At 66.2% G+C, this 18,843-nt stretch carries 15 protein-coding genes; 8 read left to right on the forward strand and 7 right to left on the reverse strand.

Annotated features, from left to right (window positions below):
• The first annotated feature begins 188 nt into the window (after nt 1-188).
• The 4 genes from ACOYR4_RS22970 to ACOYR4_RS22985 all read left to right on the forward strand — a co-directional run bounded on the left by ACOYR4_RS22970 (nt 189) and on the right by ACOYR4_RS22985 (nt 3,849).
• Complete coding sequence (locus ACOYR4_RS22970) at nt 189-2,534, forward strand: NADP-dependent malic enzyme (protein WP_209816761.1); 2,346 nt, start codon at nt 189-191, stop codon at nt 2,532-2,534.
• Nucleotides 2,535-2,688: 154 nt separating this feature from the next.
• Entirely contained in the window at nt 2,689-3,096 is a 408-nt protein-coding gene (locus ACOYR4_RS22975; RefSeq protein ID WP_422848193.1) for a ribonuclease domain-containing protein, read from the forward strand.
• A 139-nt stretch (nt 3,097-3,235) separates the two neighbouring features.
• Nucleotides 3,236-3,661: a barstar family protein gene (locus tag ACOYR4_RS22980; RefSeq protein ID WP_015016366.1), complete on the forward strand. Its 426-nt coding sequence runs from the start codon at nt 3,236-3,238 to the stop codon at nt 3,659-3,661.
• The gene (locus ACOYR4_RS22985) at nt 3,640-3,849 is read left to right on the forward strand and encodes a hypothetical protein (RefSeq protein ID WP_015016367.1); all 210 of its coding nucleotides are present in this window, start codon (nt 3,640-3,642) and stop codon (nt 3,847-3,849) included. Before ACOYR4_RS22980 ends, ACOYR4_RS22985 begins: the two co-directional genes overlap by 22 nt.
• A 269-nt stretch (nt 3,850-4,118) precedes the next feature.
• Here the strand turns inward: ACOYR4_RS22985 and rsmA are convergent, their stop codons facing one another.
• The 3 genes from rsmA to ACOYR4_RS23000 are packed head-to-tail and all read right to left on the reverse strand — an operon-like array spanning nt 4,119 to nt 8,805.
• Nucleotides 4,119-4,898 carry a 16S rRNA (adenine(1518)-N(6)/adenine(1519)-N(6))-dimethyltransferase RsmA gene (rsmA, locus tag ACOYR4_RS22990; RefSeq protein ID WP_422848194.1) on the reverse strand — a complete coding sequence of 260 codons (780 nt, stop codon included), beginning with the start codon at nt 4,896-4,898 and terminating at the stop codon, nt 4,119-4,121.
• A 52-nt stretch (nt 4,899-4,950) separates the two neighbouring features.
• A complete protein-coding gene (locus tag ACOYR4_RS22995) occupies nt 4,951-6,384 on the reverse strand; it encodes a peptidylprolyl isomerase (RefSeq protein ID WP_422848195.1) in 1,434 nt (477 codons plus the stop codon).
• 3 nt (nt 6,385-6,387) lie between these two features.
• Nucleotides 6,388-8,805: an LPS-assembly protein LptD gene (locus tag ACOYR4_RS23000; RefSeq protein ID WP_422848196.1), complete on the reverse strand. Its 2,418-nt coding sequence runs from the start codon at nt 8,803-8,805 to the stop codon at nt 6,388-6,390.
• 115 nt (nt 8,806-8,920) lie between these two features.
• Here ACOYR4_RS23000 and ACOYR4_RS23005 point away from each other — a divergent pair, with 115 nt between their 5' ends.
• From ACOYR4_RS23005 to ACOYR4_RS23015, 3 genes are all read left to right on the forward strand, one after another.
• Entirely contained in the window at nt 8,921-10,075 is a 1,155-nt protein-coding gene (locus tag ACOYR4_RS23005; protein ID WP_422848197.1) for an aminoglycoside phosphotransferase family protein, read from the forward strand.
• Nucleotides 10,076-10,174: 99 nt separating this feature from the next.
• Nucleotides 10,175-10,939 carry a 16S rRNA (uracil(1498)-N(3))-methyltransferase gene (locus ACOYR4_RS23010; RefSeq protein ID WP_422848198.1) on the forward strand — a complete coding sequence of 255 codons (765 nt, stop codon included), beginning with the start codon at nt 10,175-10,177 and terminating at the stop codon, nt 10,937-10,939.
• A gap of 373 nt (nt 10,940-11,312) precedes the next feature.
• Nucleotides 11,313-12,470, forward strand: a complete 1,158-nt coding sequence (locus ACOYR4_RS23015; protein ID WP_422848199.1) for a GGDEF domain-containing protein — start codon at nt 11,313-11,315, stop codon at nt 12,468-12,470.
• On the opposite strand, the gene ACOYR4_RS23020 is transcribed toward ACOYR4_RS23015, so the two are convergent.
• Complete coding sequence (locus ACOYR4_RS23020; RefSeq protein WP_422848200.1) at nt 12,454-13,023, reverse strand: DUF3617 domain-containing protein; 570 nt, start codon at nt 13,021-13,023, stop codon at nt 12,454-12,456. The two genes, ACOYR4_RS23015 and ACOYR4_RS23020, sit on opposite strands and share 17 nt — an antisense overlap.
• Nucleotides 13,024-13,168: 145 nt before the next feature.
• Nucleotides 13,169-14,458, reverse strand: coding sequence for an acyl-CoA dehydrogenase family protein (locus tag ACOYR4_RS23025; protein WP_422848201.1), 1,290 nt, complete (start codon nt 14,456-14,458; stop codon nt 13,169-13,171).
• A 208-nt stretch (nt 14,459-14,666) separates the two neighbouring features.
• On the opposite strand from ACOYR4_RS23025, the gene ACOYR4_RS23030 reads away from it, so the two are divergent.
• On the forward strand, nt 14,667-15,443 hold the full coding sequence (locus ACOYR4_RS23030; protein WP_422848202.1) for an SOS response-associated peptidase: 777 nt from the start codon (nt 14,667-14,669) through the stop codon (nt 15,441-15,443).
• 34 nt (nt 15,444-15,477) lie between these two features.
• Here ACOYR4_RS23030 and ACOYR4_RS23035 read toward each other — a convergent pair whose 3' ends face one another.
• Nucleotides 15,478-16,737 carry a branched-chain amino acid ABC transporter substrate-binding protein gene (locus ACOYR4_RS23035; RefSeq protein ID WP_422848203.1) on the reverse strand — a complete coding sequence of 420 codons (1,260 nt, stop codon included), beginning with the start codon at nt 16,735-16,737 and terminating at the stop codon, nt 15,478-15,480.
• A 73-nt stretch (nt 16,738-16,810) separates the two neighbouring features.
• On the reverse strand, nt 16,811-18,451 hold the full coding sequence (locus ACOYR4_RS23040; protein WP_422848204.1) for a long-chain-fatty-acid--CoA ligase: 1,641 nt from the start codon (nt 18,449-18,451) through the stop codon (nt 16,811-16,813).
• Nucleotides 18,452-18,843 lie beyond the last annotated feature (392 nt).

Here is an 18,843-nt window from a genome sequence, read left to right on the forward strand (position 1 = left end):
ATGGGGGTCTCAAAACCCCGTCCACACGACACAATGAATGGGCAAACAGCCCCTGGGTAAGCAGATTCGCTTACTAGGGTTTTTACGCACATCCCCCTACAATCGCAGACCCTTACAAAGCTGACAGCCTGCTGCAGACCCGCTGGAGTACGGTTTTGGCCCCTCACCCCCTGAGTTGGAGACACTGAATGCCCGAGAACACCACGGCCCAGAACAACAACAACGATTCCGACAAGCGTGCCCAGTTGCGCCGTGCCGCTCTCGAGTACCACGAGTTTCCCAAGCCGGGTAAGTTGGCCATTGCCGCGACCAAACAGATGATCAACCAGCACGATCTCGCGCTGGCCTACTCGCCCGGCGTGGCTGCCCCTTGCGAAGAGATCGTCAAGGACCCTGCCAACGCCTTCCGCTACACCTCGCGTGGCAACCTGGTCGCCGTGATTTCCAACGGCACCGCCGTGCTGGGCTTGGGCGACATTGGCGCGCTGGCCTCCAAGCCGGTGATGGAAGGCAAGGCCGTCCTGTTCAAGAAGTTCGCAGGTGTCGATGTGTTCGACATCGAGATCGACGAAAAGGATCCGGCCAAGCTGGTCGAGGTGATCGCAGCGCTGGAGCCGACCTTTGGCGCCGTCAACCTCGAAGACATCAAGGCCCCCGATTGCTTCTACGTGGAACGCGAGCTGCGCAAGCGCATGAAGATCCCGGTCTTCCACGACGACCAGCACGGCACAGCCATCACGGTGGCGGCTGCCATCGTGAATGCGCTGAAGGTGGCAGGCAAGAAGATTGAAGACGTCAAGCTGGTCACCAGCGGCGCGGGCGCGGCGGCCCTGGCCTGCCTGAACCTGCTGCTCAAGGTGGGCGTGCAGCGCAAGAACGTGTTCGTCACCGACCTGGCCGGTGTGGTCTATGAGGGCCGCGAAGAGCTGATGGACGACGACAAGCGCCAGTTCATGCAGAAGACCGATGCGCGCAAGCTGGCCGAGGTGATGGTCGGCGCCGACGTGTTCCTGGGCCTGTCGGCCGGCAACGTGCTCAAGCCCGAGATGGTGGCCACCATGGCCGAGCGCCCGGTGATCTTCGCCCTGGCGAACCCCAACCCCGAGATCACGCCCGAGCTGGCGCACAGCGTGCGCAACGACATCATCATGGCCACGGGCCGGTCGGACTATCCGAACCAGGTGAACAACGTCTTGTGCTTCCCCTACATCTTCCGGGGCGCATTGGACTGCGGCGCCACCACCATCACCGATGAGATGGAAATTGCGGCCGTGCACGCGATTGCCGAGCTGGCCCAGGCCGAGCAGAGCGAGGTGGTGGCAGCCGCCTACGTGGGCGAGAAGCTGACCTTCGGCCCCGAATACCTGATCCCCAAGCCATTCGACCCCCGGCTGATGATGAAGATCGCGCCGGCCGTGGCCCAGGCCGCCATGGACAGCGGCGTGGCGCAGCGCCCCATCGCTGACATGGACGCTTACCGCGACCGTCTGCAGACCTTTGTGTATGCCTCGGGCACGACAATGAAGCCCATCTTCGACGCGGCCCGCAACGCTGCCAAGAAGCGCGTGGCCTATGCCGAGGGTGAAGAAGAGCGTGTGCTGCGCGCTGCACAGATCGTGGTGGACGAACGGGTCGCCCGCCCCACGCTGATCGGGCGCCCCGCCATCATCGCCCAGCGCATCGAAAAGTTTGGCCTGCGCCTGAAGGAAGGCGTGGACTACGACGTGGTCAACACCGACTTCGACCACCGCTACCGCGACTTCTGGCAGACCTACCACCGCATGACCGAGCGCAAGGGCATCACCCAACAGGTTGCGAAGATCGAGATGCGCCGCCGCCTCACACTTATCGGATCGATGATGCTGCACAAAGGCGAAGTGGACGGCCTGATCTGCGGCACCTGGGGTACCACGGCCAACCACCTGATGTACATCGACCAGGTGATCGGCAAGCACGCGGGCGGCGCCGACAGCACCGCACAGGACGTTCCGGTGTACGCTTGCATGAACGGCCTGATGCTGCCCGGCCGCCAGGTGTTCCTGGTGGACACGCACGTCAACTACGACCCCACGCCGCAGGAGCTGGCAGAGATCACTGCTCTGGCCGCCGAAGAAATGATGCGCTTTGGCATCAAGCCCAAGGCCGCGCTGCTGTCGCACTCCAACTTTGGCACCAGCAACAGCCCCAGCGCGGTGAAGATGCGCCAGACCCTGGAGCTGCTGCGCCAGCAGGCGCCCTGGCTGGAAGTGGACGGCGAAATGCATGGCGACGTGGCGCTGGACGGCAAGGCCCGTTCGGCACTCATGCCCAGCAGCGAACTGACTGGCGACGCCAACCTGCTGGTGTTCCCCAACATCGACGCCGCCAACATTGCCTACAACCTGCTCAAGACGGCGGCGGGTGGCGGCATTGCCATCGGCCCCGTGCTGCTGGGTGCGGCCAAGCCAGTTCATATCCTGACACCCAGCGCCACCGTGCGCCGTATCGTGAACATGACAGCCCTCACCGTGGCCGATGCCAACGTGGCGAGATAAGCCAATATCCGGTAGCAAGCGCTAACTTAAAACCCTTGCAAAGCCCTTCAGCGTCTGCCCAATCTTTGTGCAGACGCTTGCTTTTTGGGGACCGTTGAGCGACACTAGCGGCTCGAAATTTCGGGTTAACCCGTAGTTTCTGAAAGGTTCGTTGATGCTGAAGGCTGTAGCCGCCCGGGCGCGCAAGGCAGGGTTATTGTGTGTTTTGGGTGTTGCTTTCGTGCTGTCTCCGGTCGCGGGACATGCCCGGAAATCCCCGTCCGAAAGCGGGTCCACCACCCCCATCGCACTGGCCGAGTTGCCGCCCCAAGGGCGGACAACGTACGCGCTGATCCGTGAGGGCGGGCCCTTTCCGTACGACAAGGACGGATCGGTTTTTGGCAATCGCGAGCGGCTGTTGCCCGCCCAAAAGCGTGGCTACTACCGTGAATACACCGTCAGAACACCAGGATCGCGCGACCGGGGAGCCCGGCGCATCGTGTGTGGCGGCAAGCCCCGGACGCCGGATGCCTGCTACTACACCAGCGACCACTACGCCAGTTTTCGCGAGATCGTCGAGTAACCCCCAATGCGGTGTGCGCCAGCCAGCCCATCCCTGAAAGCGTACGCCGCGCCCCATTGAATTCCCCATTCACAGGCCGCATCCTGCAGCCTGTGAGATGCCAGAAGTTTGTGGACTTTATAAAGAAAGAGTAGCGGAGATGCAGACGCCACTTCGTAAAGACCTGGAAACGCCACTGCGTGGCGTGCGCACCAACATCGTGCAGTCCATTCGCGCCTTCCGCGTGCAGGACCTGCAGGATGCAGCCACCTCCATGGGTCACCATTTCTTGTACGCCAATCTGGCCCACGCGCAGTCCAAGCAGGATGTGCTGGACCTGATTGCCGCCCAATTCACGTTCCCATCGCACTTCGGCAAGAACTTCGATGCGTTGTACGACTGCATGACAGACCCTTTGCACAAATCGGGCCCGCAGCCTGGTTTCATTGTGGTGCTGGAGCAGATCCCAGCCACGGGCAAGTTCGATAAGGAAGCGCGCGAGCAGCTGCTCGATATCTTCCGTGACGCGGCCGACTACTGGGGCGATCGCAAGATACCCTTCCGGTGTTTCTATTCTTTTCTGTAGCCCGTTCTGCATCCACCAGCCAAGCAGAACGGGCGAACGAGGCTAGCGACACCCAGGCCGTCGAAGGCATCGAGATCAACGGCGAACCCGCTGAAAAAATGCCCACGGACAAACTTGTGGACGTATCGCCCATGGCGCTGCGCATGAGCAGCCCTTTCAACGCCGGGTATTGGCTCAGCGCCGCCTGAATTCGGTACATCCCCCTGAGCGGCTACGCCGCTTCCCCCTTCTCTCGGCTTCGCCGGGAAGGGGGACGACACCCGCGCGGCGGGGCGGCCCTTGCGCGGTGTCTTTGGTCTGGGCAGCGACAGTTGCCATGGCTGTTACGAGGTCCAGCGTTGCAGCTGCAGGCACGGCATTGGTTGCAGTGCGCCTGCTAGCTCAGCGCCATCCAACGCACCTTCACTGAGTAAAAAGCTGTCTAGCGCCCATCGAACAAGCGCTGTCAGCTATCAATTCAAGAGCATTTCTGCGCCAGTGCCACGTACTCGGCCACGGGCACTTCCTCAGCTCGGCGCTGGGTGTCGAATTCACCACCAAACTGGCGAGCTTCGAGCCAGCGGCCCAGCGTGTGGCGCAGGAGCTTGCGGCGCTGGCTGAAAGCCACCTGGACCAATTCTTCCAGCACCGGAATCGATAGCGGTGCCGGCTCGGCATACGGCACCATGCGCACGACGGCGCTGTCCACGCGGGGCGGGGGGTCGAAGCTCTCGGGCGGCACGAACAGCACGTTTTCCATGGCGTAGCGCCACTGCAGCATGACCGACAGGCGCCCGTAGTCGCCAGTGGCGGGGCTGGCCACCATGCGGTCGATCACTTCCTTTTGCAACATGAAGTGCTGGTCTTCGATGACCTGCACATGGTCCAGCAGGTGGAAAAGGATGGGGGTGGAGATGTTGTAGGGCAAGTTGCCCACCACGCGCAGCCGCAATCCCGGCTGCCCGGCCTTGTCGCGCAGAGTCTGCGCGAGCGCCGTGAAGTCCACCTTCAGCACGTCGGACTCGATCACATCGAGCTGCCCATGCAGGCGCAGGCGCAGGGCCAGGTCGCGGTCCAGTTCGATGACGGTAAGGCGCCCCAGTCGCTCCACCAGGGGCTGCGTCAGCGCGGCCAGGCCAGGCCCGATCTCGACCATGGGCTGGCCGGGCAGCGGCGCAATGGCCTGCACGATGCCGTCGATGATGCCCTGGTCGGACAGGAAATGTTGTCCGAAGCGCTTGCGGGGAATGTGTTTCAACGCGACCTTATCTGTTGTGGTGTCTGAGAGTGCTGGGAGCTAGGGCCTGCACTCATTGGGGGGGCTCGCGGTATTCGACATACGCGCGCCCGCGCAGCTCTTGCGCCCAGGTGGCATAGGCCTCGTCGAGTTTCTTCTCGCGCACCACGTTGCGTGCCATGTCGCGCTGCTCGCGCTGGGTGAGCTTGGCTTCGCGGCGCTCCAGCAGCTGGATCAGGTGCACGCCAAAACGCGAGACCACGGGTTCGCTGATGTCACCAGGCTTGAGAGTGTCCAGCGCCTGCTCGAACTCGGGCACATACCGGCCGGGGTTGGCCCAGCCCAAATCTCCGCCCTCCTTGGAGCTGCCATCCTGCGAATGCTCGCGTGCCAAAGCTGCAAAGTCGGCCTGCCCGGCCAGCACGCGACGGCGGTAGTCGGCCAGTCGAGCGGCGGCGGCGGCCTCGGACAACTGGGGGCCCGTGCGCAGAAGGATATGGCGCGCGTGGTTTTGCACCACCGTGGTTGGCATGCCGGCCGTCACACGTTCCACTACCTTGAGCACGTGAAAGCCCGCCGGCGAGCGCACCGGGCCCACGATGGAGCCCACCGGCAGGCCCAGGGTGGAGTTCACGAACAGTTCCGGATAACGGTCGGCAGGCCGCAGGCCCAGCAAACCGCCAGCCCGCTGGCCTTCAGGCGCATCGGAGAACTCGCGGGCCACCGCCGCAAAGTCTTCGCCCGCGCGCACCTTGTCGGCCGCACGCTGTGCGCGTGCCTGCCGTTCGGCCACCTGCGCGGGGGTGGCGTTTTCTGGCACCACCACCAGCACATGGCCGAGGTTGATCTCCATGGCGGCGACGTCCGTGCCCTTTTGCTCTTCGCGCAGGAACTGATCCGCGTCCAGGTCGCTCACCTTCACGCGTGCTTCGACTTCGCGTTCGCGCAGGCGCTGCTGCAGCAGCTGGTTGCGCAGCTCTTCGCGAAAACGGTCCTTGCTCATGCCGTCGCGGGCCAGGCGCGCATACAGCTCGTCCACCGTCATGTCGTTCTGGCGGGCCACGCCCTGCTCGGCCTGCGACACGGCGTAGTCATCGACCTTGATGCCCGATTCGCGCGCCTGCTGCAACTGCACCTTTTCCAGAATGATGCGTTCGAGAACTTCACGCGCCAGCGCATCGCGTGGCGGCATGGCGCCGCCCTGCTTGGCGATCTGCGCCTCGGCACGGGCTAGGCGCGAGCGCACTTCGTAATTGGTCACGGGCTCGGAGTTGACCACCGCCACGATGAAATCGGCCGCGCGCGGAGCGGTGCTGGCGGAGGGCGCAGGCAAGGTGATGGAGGGCACGGCCGCAGGGCGCGCGGTCAGCGACGACGGCGAAGAGGACAACCCGGTCTTGCCCGAAGACGAGGCCCCCGAAGGACGCAGGCCCTGGGCCGCAGCGCCTTGCGCCACGAGGGATGCCAACGCGGCCGTCAAGGCCAGTGCGAGTACACGGTGATTCATGGTCTAGTCGTAGTTGCTGAAGCGGCTGGGCGTGGAGACCTGCTCGCGCAGGTTCTGGTAACGCGGCACATTTTGCTTGAAGGAGTCGAGCGGGCTGGAACCCAGGCTCAGGCGGGAGAAGCCCACGAATTCGATCTGGAACAGCAGGCGCGTGTTGGAGCTGGTCACGCTGCTTTGCAGGCGCTCCAGCACCACGCGGCCGATCCAGCAGCAGCTGTCGTACTCGAAGCCCACCACGGTGTCCACCAGCTTGCGGTCCTTCATGCTGTAGTTCAGGCGGCCCACGCTGTACCAGCGCCCGCCGCCCTGGCCACGGCCGGGGCCCAGGTCCTTGCCCTTGTCGCCCCACAGGTCGTTCAGCGGCCACTGCCAGCCGATGTCGATCTGCTCGCTGGTGCCACGCTGCAGCCGGTAGGCCGCGCTCACAGTGCGGTAGTTGCTGGGGCTGTAGCGCGCGCCGATGGTGGAGCGGATGGACTGCCCAGTCTTGGGGTTGTACTGCACGGTGGAGTCAAAGCCCCACTGCGGTGTCCAGTTGATGCCCGCGCCCAGCAGCAGGTCCGACAAGCGCTCGCTCACCGGCGTGCCGCCTGGCAAGGTCACCTTCTGGTCCGAGAACCGCACCCGCTGCGCAATGCCGAAGCGCGCTGCCTGGGCACCGGTATCGGGGTCCAGCAGGCGTGTGGTCACGCCCAGGGTCAGCAGGTTGTTGTCGGCCAGCCGGTCGTTGCCGCCAAACGCGTTCTCGGTGTAGATGGTCGCAAAGTTGAAGTCATTGGCCGCAGTGTCGTACACCGGCAGCATGCTCTGGTCGCGGTAGGGCGTGTAGGTGTAGAACGCCCGGGGCTCCAGCGTCTGCAGGAAGGCCCGGCCGAAGTAGGCGGTGTCGCGCTCGAACACCAGGCCGCTGTCCAGGCTGAAGGTGGGCAGTGTGCGGCTGGCCGAGCGCTGGCCGTTGGAGAGGGCCGAATCAAACTGGTACTGCGTGGCATGGAGCTGCAGGCGCGGGGTGATGAAGCCGCCCGGCGACAGGAAGGGGCGGCTGATCTGCGCCATGGCGTAGCTGCGGTCGGCGTTGGGCTGACCGGTGAGCGCGCGGGCCGCTTCGAAGCGCGTGGTGTCCAGCTCGACGCTGGCATCGAATCCACCGCCCAGCTGCGATGGGTTGTAGCGCCATTGCACCTGCGGCATGCGGTCATACGGCGGCACGATGGGTGAGGTGACGTCCTGCAGCGTCTGCCATTTGAGGGTGCGCACCGTGGCCGACATGTCGTTGCGCCCCCAGGACAGGATGGCATCGTTGGGCAGCAAGCGCTGGCGCAGCTGCTCGGTGGCGCGGCTGAAGTCGCGCCAGTAGTTATCGTCACTCACGCGGTTGAGGTTGAGGTTCAGCCCCAGCCCGCCAATGGCCGTATCGAACGCGCCCTCGTGCTTGCCGCTGAAGCTCCAGCGCACCCGGTCGCGCAGGCGGTCGGTGGGCATCACATCGGCGCTGATCTGGCCCTTGTAGGTCGGCTCCAGATACCGGAACTCGCCACCCACATTGGCACCCCGCTTGGTCATGAGCGCGGCTCGCAAGGTCGCATCGCGGTTGGGGGCGATGTTCCAGTAGTACGGCTGCATGTAGGTCACGCCATCGCGGCTGTCGAGCCCGATGGTGGGTGGCAGCAGGCCGGACTTGCGCTTTTCCGACAATGGGAAGGTGATGTACGGAATGGGCAGCACCGAGATGCCCTTGAACTCCAGCACCGCATCTTCGGCCGTGCCCACCTCTTCCTCGTTGTCGATGCGGATGGTGGCGGCGCGCAGCACCCAGTCGGGCTGCCAGCTCTCTTCGTTGCCACGCTCGCAAGTGGTGTAGGTGCCGTTGTGCACTACGGCGCGGTAGCGGTCCACAAAGTCCACCCGCGTCGCGTCTCCGTGCGCCTGCGTGGCCAGGAAGCGGTAGCGTGCATCGCTGAAGAAGCCCTCGAAGGCCTCCACCCGCAGTTCCAGCGCCGTGCCTTCGTAGACGTTGCCGGCGCGGTTGATGCGCACCTTGCCGTTGGCTTTGGCCAGGTCTTCGGGCACGTTGTAGTCCAGCCGGTCCGCACGGATGACCGTGTCGCCCCGGCGCAGTTCTGCATTGCCTTCAATCAGTGCATTCAGGTCGGTCTGGCCGCTGATGTGATCGCCCTTCACAAACACGGGCAATTGCGAGCGTACGGCGTCGGGAATCTTTTCCTGCAGCAGCGGGGAGGACCGCAGCGCCGGAGGCGCATCCCAGGCGCTGGGCGCGGCGGCGTCCTGGGCCAGGGCCGCCAGCGGCAGGCCACACCAGGCCAGCGCAACGCCCACAGCCAGTACACGAGGCACGGGGGGCCGCAGCCGTGCAGACTTCGCCGTGGCGGGCCGGGCGCGAAGGGAGGTGAAGTTCTGCACGGTGGGTGGCTGGCAGCGTGGCACGTGGGGTGATGGAGCGGTAGCGGACAAAGGGACCGGCCCTGGCCAGCGCGCACGGCGCCAGCCACGACCGGTTTGTAAAATCGGATTATCCATGAGCCACCCCATCCCCCCATCGCCCGCTGGCCAGCCCCTGGGCGCCACCGTGGCCGCACCTGCTGCGCCCGCCGCCTCCACCCCCGTCAGCTGGCCTGATGCCGCCCGCCGTGCGGCCTTTGACGCCTGGCTGGCCCCCTTGGTGGGACCGCACCAGTTGCTGCCCGCCACGCTGCGCCCCGCGTCGGCCGATGCCAGCTTCCGCCGCTATCTGCGCATTGACACGGCCACAGGCGCCAGCCGCATCGTGATGGATGCACCGCCCGACAAGGAGAACTGCAAGCCCTTTGTGCAAGTGCAGGGCCTGATGGCCGCCGCCGGGCTGAACGTGCCGCAGATCCTGGCTTTTGATGAGCCCACAGGTTTCATGCTGCTGTCCGACCTGGGCCACCAGACCGTGATCGAGCGGCTGAACCCCGAAAAACCCCTGGACGCCTACGCCTGGTACCAGCAGGCCACCGATGTGCTGCTGCAGTGGCAAAAAGCTTCCACCCCCGGCGTGCTGCCCGCCTACGACGAGCCGCTGCTGCGCCGCGAGCTGGCGCTGTTCCCCGACTGGTACCTGGCCAAGCACCGCGCCATCGCCCTGGACGACAAACAGCAGGCGACCTTGGGCAGCGCCTTTGATGCCATCGTGGCGCACAACCTGGCAGCCCCGCAGGTCTATGTGCACCGCGACTTCATGACCCGCAATCTGATGGCGCCGGTGGAAGCAGGTGCACCCCTGGGCGTGCTGGACTTCCAGGACGCGGTCTACGGCCCCATCACTTACGACATCGCCAGCCTGCTGCGCGACGCGTTCATCAGCTGGGAAGAAGAATTCGTCATCGACATTACCGTGCGTTACTGGGAGAAGGCGCGCAAGGCCGGATTGCTGGGCGCCAACAGCGCCAGCGGCTGGGGCGATGACTTTGGCGAGTTCTACCGCGCGGTGGAGTGGATGGGCCTGCAGCGGCACCTCAAGGTCGCGGGCATTTTTGCGCGCCTGACGCTGCGCGACGGCAAGCCCAAGTACCTGGCCGATGCGCCCCGCTTCATCGCCTACATCCGCGCCACCGCCAACCGCTACCGCCAGCTGGGGCCGCTGCTCAAGATGCTGGACCAGATCGAAGGCACCGAGCCCGTGGTGGGGTTTGCGTACGGCCGCATGTAGCCACAGCCCTCTGCATCCACGGCACGCCCCAAAGAATCAAGCAAAAACCGGCTCAAGCGCAGACAAATCATGCGCTAGCAGCTATTACAAAGATAGCAAATGCCCCGTTTCCATTGCCCGGCTCCCCTGGCCACCGGCGCCGAGCTGGACCTCCCCCCGGGCGCCGCACGCCATGTGCAGGTGCTGCGCCTGCAGCCCGGTGACGGCATCACCCTGTTCCACGGCGGCCAGGGCGCGGGCGACCCCGGCGGCGAGTTCGATGCCACCGTCGTCAAGATGGGCCGCAGCGATGTGCGCGTGCTCGTGGGGGCACACCATGCCATCGAGCGCGAGGCGCCCCGCGCCGTGCACCTGCTGGCCGGCATCACCGCCAACGAGCGCATGGACTGGCTGGTCGAAAAAGCCACCGAACTGGGCGTGGCCAGCATCACACCGCTGGTGGCCGAGCGCAGCGTGCTCAAGCTCAAGGGTGAGCGCGCCGACAAGAAGATCGCCCACTGGCAGGCCGTGGCCGTGGCCGCCTGCGAACAATGCGGCCGCAACCGTGTGCCCGTGGTGCACCCCGCCATCGACCTGGCGGGCTGGCTGCGTTCACCAGGGCAGGGGTCGTCCTCTCCGGAGAACCAGGACCGTCCCCAGCGCCTGCTGCTGTCGCTGCGACCCGGTACCGTGCCGCTGAGCGACGCCACGGGCAGCGAGGCTGGGCAACGCCCCGTGCTGTTCCTCTCCGGCCCCGAGGGTGGCCTGAGCCCTGCGGAAGAAGACCTGGCGGTGCAACACGGCTTTGCTCCGGTCACGCTGGGCCCCCGCGTGCTGCGTGCCGAAACAGCCCCGCTGGCCGCCCTGGCAGCGCTCACGCTGTAGCGCGGCACCCCGCGCCGCAGAGCAGACTCACCACGCAAGCTGCACATCCGGACAAGGCCCGGTCAAGGCATGGCGAAGGCCTAGGGCTCCTCTGCACGAATCACCGCGCCGTGTGCATCTGCGGCCTCGGGCGGTCTGCGGCGTTGCAAATACTCGCAATAGCTACGGCTATTGCTGCGTTTTGCGCCTTGCAGCCCATCCCGATCCGCAGTGCCCACTTACCGCTCGACTCGTGCAGAGGAGCCCTGGGGCTATACGCCCGGCATTACCTCACCGTAAAATCGCCGACTGGCCGGTAACACCGCATCCCACGGGTACTGGCCACCCCGCCCGCGCACCGCGCGGCCCTCCCTCCTGGCCGGAGCCCCCCACCTTGCGCCCACCCGTCCGCTGGCAGCGCCTCAAGGATGTGATCCTCTCCACCGACCCCCGGCGGCGCACGCTGGTGGGCATGGCCTTGCTGGCGCTCACGCTGATGGCAGGCAGCGCCGGCGTGATGCTGCTGGTGGCGCATTCCAGCACCTCCGTGGACCAGACCGCCGTGCAATGGTGGGCCGCCCTGTCAGTGGGCGGCCTGGTGGTCATGACGGCCTTTATCCGCTCGGGCGAAACCGCCCGCCTGCGCGATCCCTCGCTCACCATCCCCCAAATGGTCTGGACCATCACCAGCGGTGCGGTGGCCTATGTGCTGGCGGGCGATGCGCGCGGGCTGGTGCCCAGCGTGCTGGCGATGATCCTGTTCTTCGGCACCTTCGGCCTCACGGTGGCTGAGGTGATCGGCATCGGCGTGTATGCGCTGCTGGCCTTTGCCAGCGCCATCGGCGTCAGCTCCCGCTTCAATGCCAATGCCTCGGGCTACCTGGACACAGCCTACGCGCTGATGGTGCTCATCGTGCTCAGCGGCTGCATTGCGCTGAACCTGCGCATCCAGCGCATCCGCGCCAAGCTGCAGCAGCAGCGCGAGGCACTGGCCCAGGCGCTTGAAGTCAACCGCGAACTGGCCACCCGCGACGAGCTGACGGGCCTCATCAACCGCCGCGCCATGCTCGACCTGATGGCGCTGGAGCACCGCCGCAGCCTGCGCAGTGGCCGCCCGATGCTGCTGGCGCAGTTGGACATCGACCACTTCAAGCCCATCAACGACCAGCACGGCCACGCTGCCGGAGACCGCGCGCTGCAGGCCTTTGCGGGCACGGTGCGCGCCAGCGTGCGCGACACCGACGTGCTGGCCCGCTGGGGAGGCGAGGAGTTTGTGCTGATGCTCACCGACACCTCGACAGACCACGCGCGCGAGCTGCTCGAACGCATCCGCCAGGCCGTGCAGGCGCTGGAGATTGCCCACAGTGCAGGCTCGCTGCAGCTCACCGTGTCCATCGGCCTGGCCCAGCACCTGCCGGGCGACACGGTGGAGCACACGCTGGAACGCGCCGACCAGGCGCTGTACCACGCCAAGGCCCTGGGCCGCAACCGCGTGGTGGTGGCGCCAGCCACCCACCGCCCCGTGGCCTCTGGGACTAGCGCACGGGCTTGATCGCGCCGCAGTCCGCGGCCAGCCACTTGCCGTTCTGCACCATGTCGATCTGCTCGGGCTTGCCGTTGGACGTGGTCTTGACCTTGAAATTGCCCGTGTAGGCCGTGGGCCCCTGGAAGGTCATCGTGCCCTCGCCCGTGGTGGGCGGCTGGCCTTGGGTGCCCTTGCAGCTGAACGTCATGGCCACCGCATTGGGGCCCGTGCGTTGCACGTTCTGTGTGCAGCCTTCCTGCGCCGGAATGCGGTCCAGGTCGGCCTGCTCGGGGCTGATGCAGACCTTCACGGTATTGCCGCTGGGGCCCATGCTCACGCCCTGTTGGGCCATGGCCTGCTCCATCTGCTTGCGCTGCGCAGGCGTCAGGCTGGCCATGGACTTCTGCATCTGCGCCATCGCGGCCTCCAGCTGGCCGCTCTGGCTCTTCATGGTCACGCTGTTCTCCCACAGGCCGGGCCGCAGCTTCTGCGTCTGGGCATAGGCCGTGGCCCAGAGCCCGGGGCCAAGCACGGTGGCGGAGAGGACAACGGCGAGAGCGCGGGGGATGGGGGTGTGCATGGTGGTCAGGCCTCGGTGCCAGCGGCGGAGCCGACAGTATCGACACACCGGCCGTTGCTGCCAAGTACCCCGTGGAAGGCGGACTGTGGGAGGTAGCGGCTGCGGCCCGCGCGCACGGGCACGCGGTCTCCGTGGGTCTCCGTCCTCAGGCGCTCAGGTGCGGCGGCGCGCGCAGCTGCTCGGGGGTGGTGAAGTAGGCTGCCGATGCCCCCAGCCCCGCGCGCGCCTGCGCCAGCTCATGCCGCGCCACGGTGCGCAGGTGCACCTCGTCGGGTCCGTCCATCAGCCGCAGCGCGCGGCCCCAAGTCCAGAAAGCGGCCAGCGGCGTGTCGGGCGACATGCCCATGGCGCCAAAGACCTGCATGGCGCGGTCCACCACGCGCTGCTGCAGGCGCGCGGCCACCACCTTGATGGCGGCGACCTGGGCACGCACGGCGCGCGCGTCCGCCGCATCGCCTTGGTCCAGCAGCCACGCAGCGTGCAGCACCAGCAGGCGCGCCTGGTCGATCTCGATGCGCGACTCGGCCAGCCATTCCTGCACATTGGCCTGCTCGGCCAGCGGCTTGCCGAACGCCGTGCGCTCCAGCGCGCGTTCGGTGGCCAGGGAAAGCGCCAGCTCGCACTGGCCGATGGTGCGCATGCAGTGGTGCACGCGGCCGGGCCCCAGGCGCGCCTGCGCCATCGCAAAGCCGGCGCCCCAGTCGCCCAGCAGGTGGTCCGCAGGCACACGCACGCCCTGCAGCAGGATCTCGCAATGGCCCTCGGGCGCATGGTGGTGCAGCACGGGGATGTTGCGCACGATCTGCACACCCGGCGTATCCACGGGCACCAGCACCATGCTGTGGCGGTGGTGGCTGTCTGCACCATCGGCATCCGCATTGCGGCACAGCACGATGAGCAGTTGGCAGTGCGGATGCGCCGCGCCGGTGATGAACCACTTGCGGCCGCTGAGCACCAGGTCATCGCCCTCGCGCCGCACCGTGGTTTGCAGGTTGGTGGGGTCGGACGAGGCCACATCGGGCTCGCTCATCGCAAAGGCCGATCGCATCTGGCCGTTCAGCAACGGCACCACCCAGCGGGTGCGCTGGGCGGGCGTGGCAAAGCGATGCAGCAGCTCGATGTTGCCGGTGTCTGGCGCATGGCAGTTGAACACCTCGGCCGCCCAGGGCAGGCGGCCCATGGCCTCGGCCAGCGGCGCGTAGTCCAGGTTGGACAGGCGCGTGCCAGGCTCATCATCCCGCAGCGTGGGCAGGAACAGGTTCCACAAACCCTCCTCACGCGCCAGCGCCTTGAGGTCTTCGACAAACGGCGGCGGGTAGTCGCCCGCCGCCACGGCCGCGTGCCAGGCGGCGTTGTAGGGCAGCAGATAGCGGTCCATGAAAGCCAACAGGCGATCACGCAGTTCAAGGGCCAGGGGGGAGAGTGCGAAGTCCATGCGGCCATTGTGAAAACAGCGCCAGCACACGTCACAACGCAGGCGACAACGGGCTTGACGCACATCACGACCTGCCCGGGTGCCTTCGGTGACGGTATCCCATCTGCTACGCTATTGATAGCCAGTCAGGCATATTGCACTAGCGCTACCAACCCGTTTTGCTTCAAACATGGCCTGACACCCGTCACCACGCAGGTACCATGGCTCCATGAGTACCCACTACGAAACCCTGCAGCACGCCGACACCTACCGCGAGGCGTTTGCAGTCGAGCCCCCTGCGGCGCTGGGTGAACGCCACCTGTGGCCCCGCAAGCCGGGCTTTTTCATCGTGCATGCAGCGACGGCCACCGCCCTGGTCCAAGGGTCGGCCAGCACAGTCAGTGCGGTTGAAGAGGCTGCCCCCACGACGGCTTCAGACACCCCGAGCGACGCCGCCTCCACCCGGGTGCTGGTGCCCGCGCAATGGGGCCTGGTGCCGCACTGGGTCAAGTCGGCATCCGACGCCAAGCTGCGCGCGCCCAAGCTGGTCAACGCCAAGTCCGACCTGGCCTCCACCGGCACCGCGTTTCGCGATGCCTGGCTGAACGGCCAGCGCTGCATCGTGCCGATGGTGGCGTTCTATGAAGACGACCTGCGCAGCGGCAAGGCCGTGCCCACCCGCGTGGCGCGCGTGGACGGCAAACCCATGGGCGCGGCGGGCCTGTGGGCGCGCTGGCAGGGCGCAGAGGCCGATTCAGGCGAGGTCATCATCAGCTACTGCCTGCTCACGGTGAACGCCAACAACCACGCCCTGCTGCACCGCTACGGCCAGCCCGGCAGCGAAAAGAGCATGCCCGCCATCCTGAACGAAGGCGCCTACGACGCCTGGCTTACGGCCCGGCCCGACAAGGCCAAGGAGTTCATGCGCCAGTACGCGGCAGAAAAACTCACCGCCAACCCAGTGGAGAAAAAGGCCGACAAGGTGCCCAAGGGCTGGCTGGGTTGAAGCCCGCACCGCCGGAGCGGCGCGGCGGGGGCGCTCAGGACGGCCGCTTCATCTGGCACGACGTGGGCTGGGCGCTGATGTAGTTGTCCCACGCCACTTCAGAGCGGAAGCCGTAGCCGGTCTTCTCCGCGTCGTACTTCACGCCCTTGCTGCCCTGCTTGGCCCAGATGCCCAGGTACAGCGGCGCTTCGAGCTGGTGGTCGGTCTTGCGCATGCGCACCTCGCCCATTGGGCTCTTGTAGGTCATGTTTTCCAGCGCAAAGGCGACCTTCTTCGCATCGGTGGACTGGGCCTTGCGCATGGCCTCACGCAGCATGTGCACGCTGTTCCAGTGCGCGGCAAACACAAAGTCGTCGCCCGTCTTCTTCTTGTAGTCCACGTAGATCTTTTCCAGCTCGGGGGTGGGCGCGTTGTGCACCCAGTTCCAGATCACCCCGACCTTGCCTTCGCCCCACGGCCCGATCTGCGCGGGCGTGCCGGGGTTGTTGGCGTTGAGCGTGAAGTAGTTGATGTTCAGGCCGTAGTCGCGCGAGGACTTGAACAGCAGCGTGAGGTCGCTGCCCCAGTTGGAGGTGATGACGGTGTCGGCCTTGGTCGCGGCAATCTTGGCGACGTACGAGGCGAAGTCGCGCGTCTGCGCGATGGGGATGAAGTCGTCGCCCACGATCTCGATGTCGGGCCGCTTGCGGGCCAGGTATTCCTTGGCGGCCTTGGAGACCTGGCGGCCGTGGGTGTAGTCCTGGTTGAGCAGGTACACGCGCTTCACGTCCTTGCGGCCCTGCAGGTAGGTGGTCAGCGCCTCCATCTTCATCTCGCTCGACGGATAGAAGCGGAAGTGCCAGAAGCTGCAGCGGTCGTTGGTGAGCTGCGGGTCCATGGCGGCGTAGTTCAGGTACACGGTCGCGCGCTCGGGGTCGCGCTCGGCGAGCTTGTTGAGCGCATCCACCAACGCCAGTGCCACGCCCGAGCCGCCGCCCTGGGTGATGTAGCGCACGCCCCGGTCGGTGGCGGCCTTGAGCGCATTCAGGCTCTCCTGCGGCGTGCCCTTGTTGTCAAAGTCCATCACCTCGAACTTGGGCTCGTTGGGCCCGGCCTTGGCGTTGACCTGGGCCACCACCTCGCGCAGTTGGTTCAGCGAGCTTTGGCCGGTGAGCGCAAACGGGCCGGACAGCAGGTCGATGAAGCCGATCTTCACCGTCTCGGCCGCCCCGGCGTGCGCCGACATCACCAGCGCTGCGGCGCATGTGCCGACCTTCAACCAATGGCGGGGCCATTTCCTGGGAACCATGTTCATGTGTGTCTCCGTGGGGTGGGTGAGTGGGAACGAAAGGAAAGCCAAAACCGAAAACCGTCAGCGCGCGGCGGTGTCATTCGCCGCCGAACACCGCGCCATGGCGCTGCCGCAGCTCGTTCTTCTGAACCTTGCCGGTGCCGCCCAGCGGCAGGCTGTCCACAAACAGCACGTCGTCGGGCAGCCACCACTTGGCCACGCGCTCTGCCAGGAAGTCCAGGATCTGCGCCTTGTCCAGCGCCTGCCCGGGCTTGCGCACGATGAAGAGCAGCGGGCGTTCGTCCCACTTGGGGTGCTTGACGCCGATGACAGCGGCCATGGCCACCGCTGGGTGGGCCACGGCAGCGTTCTCCAGGTCGATGGAGCTGACCCACTCGCCGCCCGACTTGATCACGTCCTTGGTGCGGTCGCGGATCTGCACCACGCCCTGCGGATTGATGGTGGCGATGTCGCCCGTGGGGAACCAGCCGTCCACCAGCGCCGAGCGCTCGGCCTTGTGGTACCGGTCCACGATCCACTGGCCGCGCACCATCAGCTCGCCCTGCGCCACGCCGTCGCGCGGCAGGCTGGCGCCGTTTTCATCCACCAGCTTGAGCTCGATGCCGAACACCGACTTGCCCTGCTTGGCCACCAGCGCATGGCGGTCCTCGGGCGGCAGCTCGGCATCGGCCGCGCCCAACACGCTCATGGTGGCAATGGCCGTGGTCTCGGTCATGCCCCAGCCGTGGCGCACCTCCACGTCGTACATGTCGTTGAACTTTGCGATCAGCGCCTTGGGCATGGCCGAACCGCCCACGCCTGTGCGCCGCATGGTGGTAAAGCGCAGCCCGTGCTGCTCCACATGCTGGATCAGGCCCATCCAGATCGTGGGCACGCCGGCGCTCACGGTGACGCGTTCGGTCTCCATCAGCTCGTACAGGCTGGCCGCATCCAGGCGCGGGCCAGGCAGCACCAGCTTGGCCCCGCCAATCAGCGCCGCATAGGGCAGGCACCAGGCGTTGATGTGGAACATGGGCACCACGGGCAGGATGGTCTCCCGCGCGCTGATGCTGAGCACGCCCGGCATGCAGGCCGACAGGGCGCTGAGCACCAGCGCACGGTGCGAATACAGCACGCCCTTGGGGTTGCCGGTGGTGCCCGACGTGTAGCACAGCGCCGCGCCAGCCTTCTCATCGCACAGGGGCCAGATGAAGCGGTCGTTCTGGCGGGCCACCAGCGTCTCGTATGCCTCGACCCCGCTGACCCCTTGCAGGTCCATCGTGCCCAGCGTGTCGGCATCACACAGTGCCACCCAGTGCCGCACGCGGGGGCACGACGCCGCAATGGCACGCACCAGTGGTGCAAAGGTGGTGTCAAACAGCACCACCTCGTCGTCGGCGTGGTTGACGATGTAGGCCAGCTGCTCGGGGTGCAGGCGCGGGTTGCAGGTGTGCATGACCATGCCGCTGCCCGACACGGCGTAGTACGCCTCCAGGTGGCGGTGGTTGTTCCAGGCCAGCGACCCCACCACGCTGCCGGGGCGCAGGCCCAGTGCCTGCAGTGCGTTGGCCAGCTGCCGGGCGCGCCGGGCCATGTCGGCAAAGCGGTAACGGTGCAGGCGCCCATCGGTGTCGCGCGAAACGATCTGCTGATCGCCGTACTGGTTCTCACCATGCTCAAGAATGGCCGAAACCAGTAAAGGCCGGTCCATCATGCTGCCGGGCTGGTGCTGCTGCATTGCCGTTGTCTCCTAGGGATGTGCGCCTTGCTGCATCGCGGCATCCATAGGGTGCCGGTGCAGAGCCCTCTATACCGGGGCGGGCACATCGTCGCAAACAACGCGGGGCGGGCTTGTCGTCTGGGTGACTCAACCAGGCAATCCGAGAAGGGGAGGCCACTCTGGCGGGGCTCCGATGGCGAGGTGATCGTGAGCTACCAACCGCTCACCGTGAAGGACTTGCTTGATATTCGAAACCGGCTGTACGAAGTTACGCCCTAGATGGCGCGCGTGCAACATGGCATCGCGCAGCCAACGCTTGCCGGGTTTCGCGAGTTTCTATACTGGAACGCTTCGCTGTCGGCTCCAAAGGAGCCACGCAGCGGGTCACTTACAAGAGCAGCTGATAGTCA

The organism is Acidovorax sp. M14 (assembly GCF_049331375.1).
Lineage (GTDB): Bacteria > Pseudomonadota > Gammaproteobacteria > Burkholderiales > Burkholderiaceae_C > Acidovorax.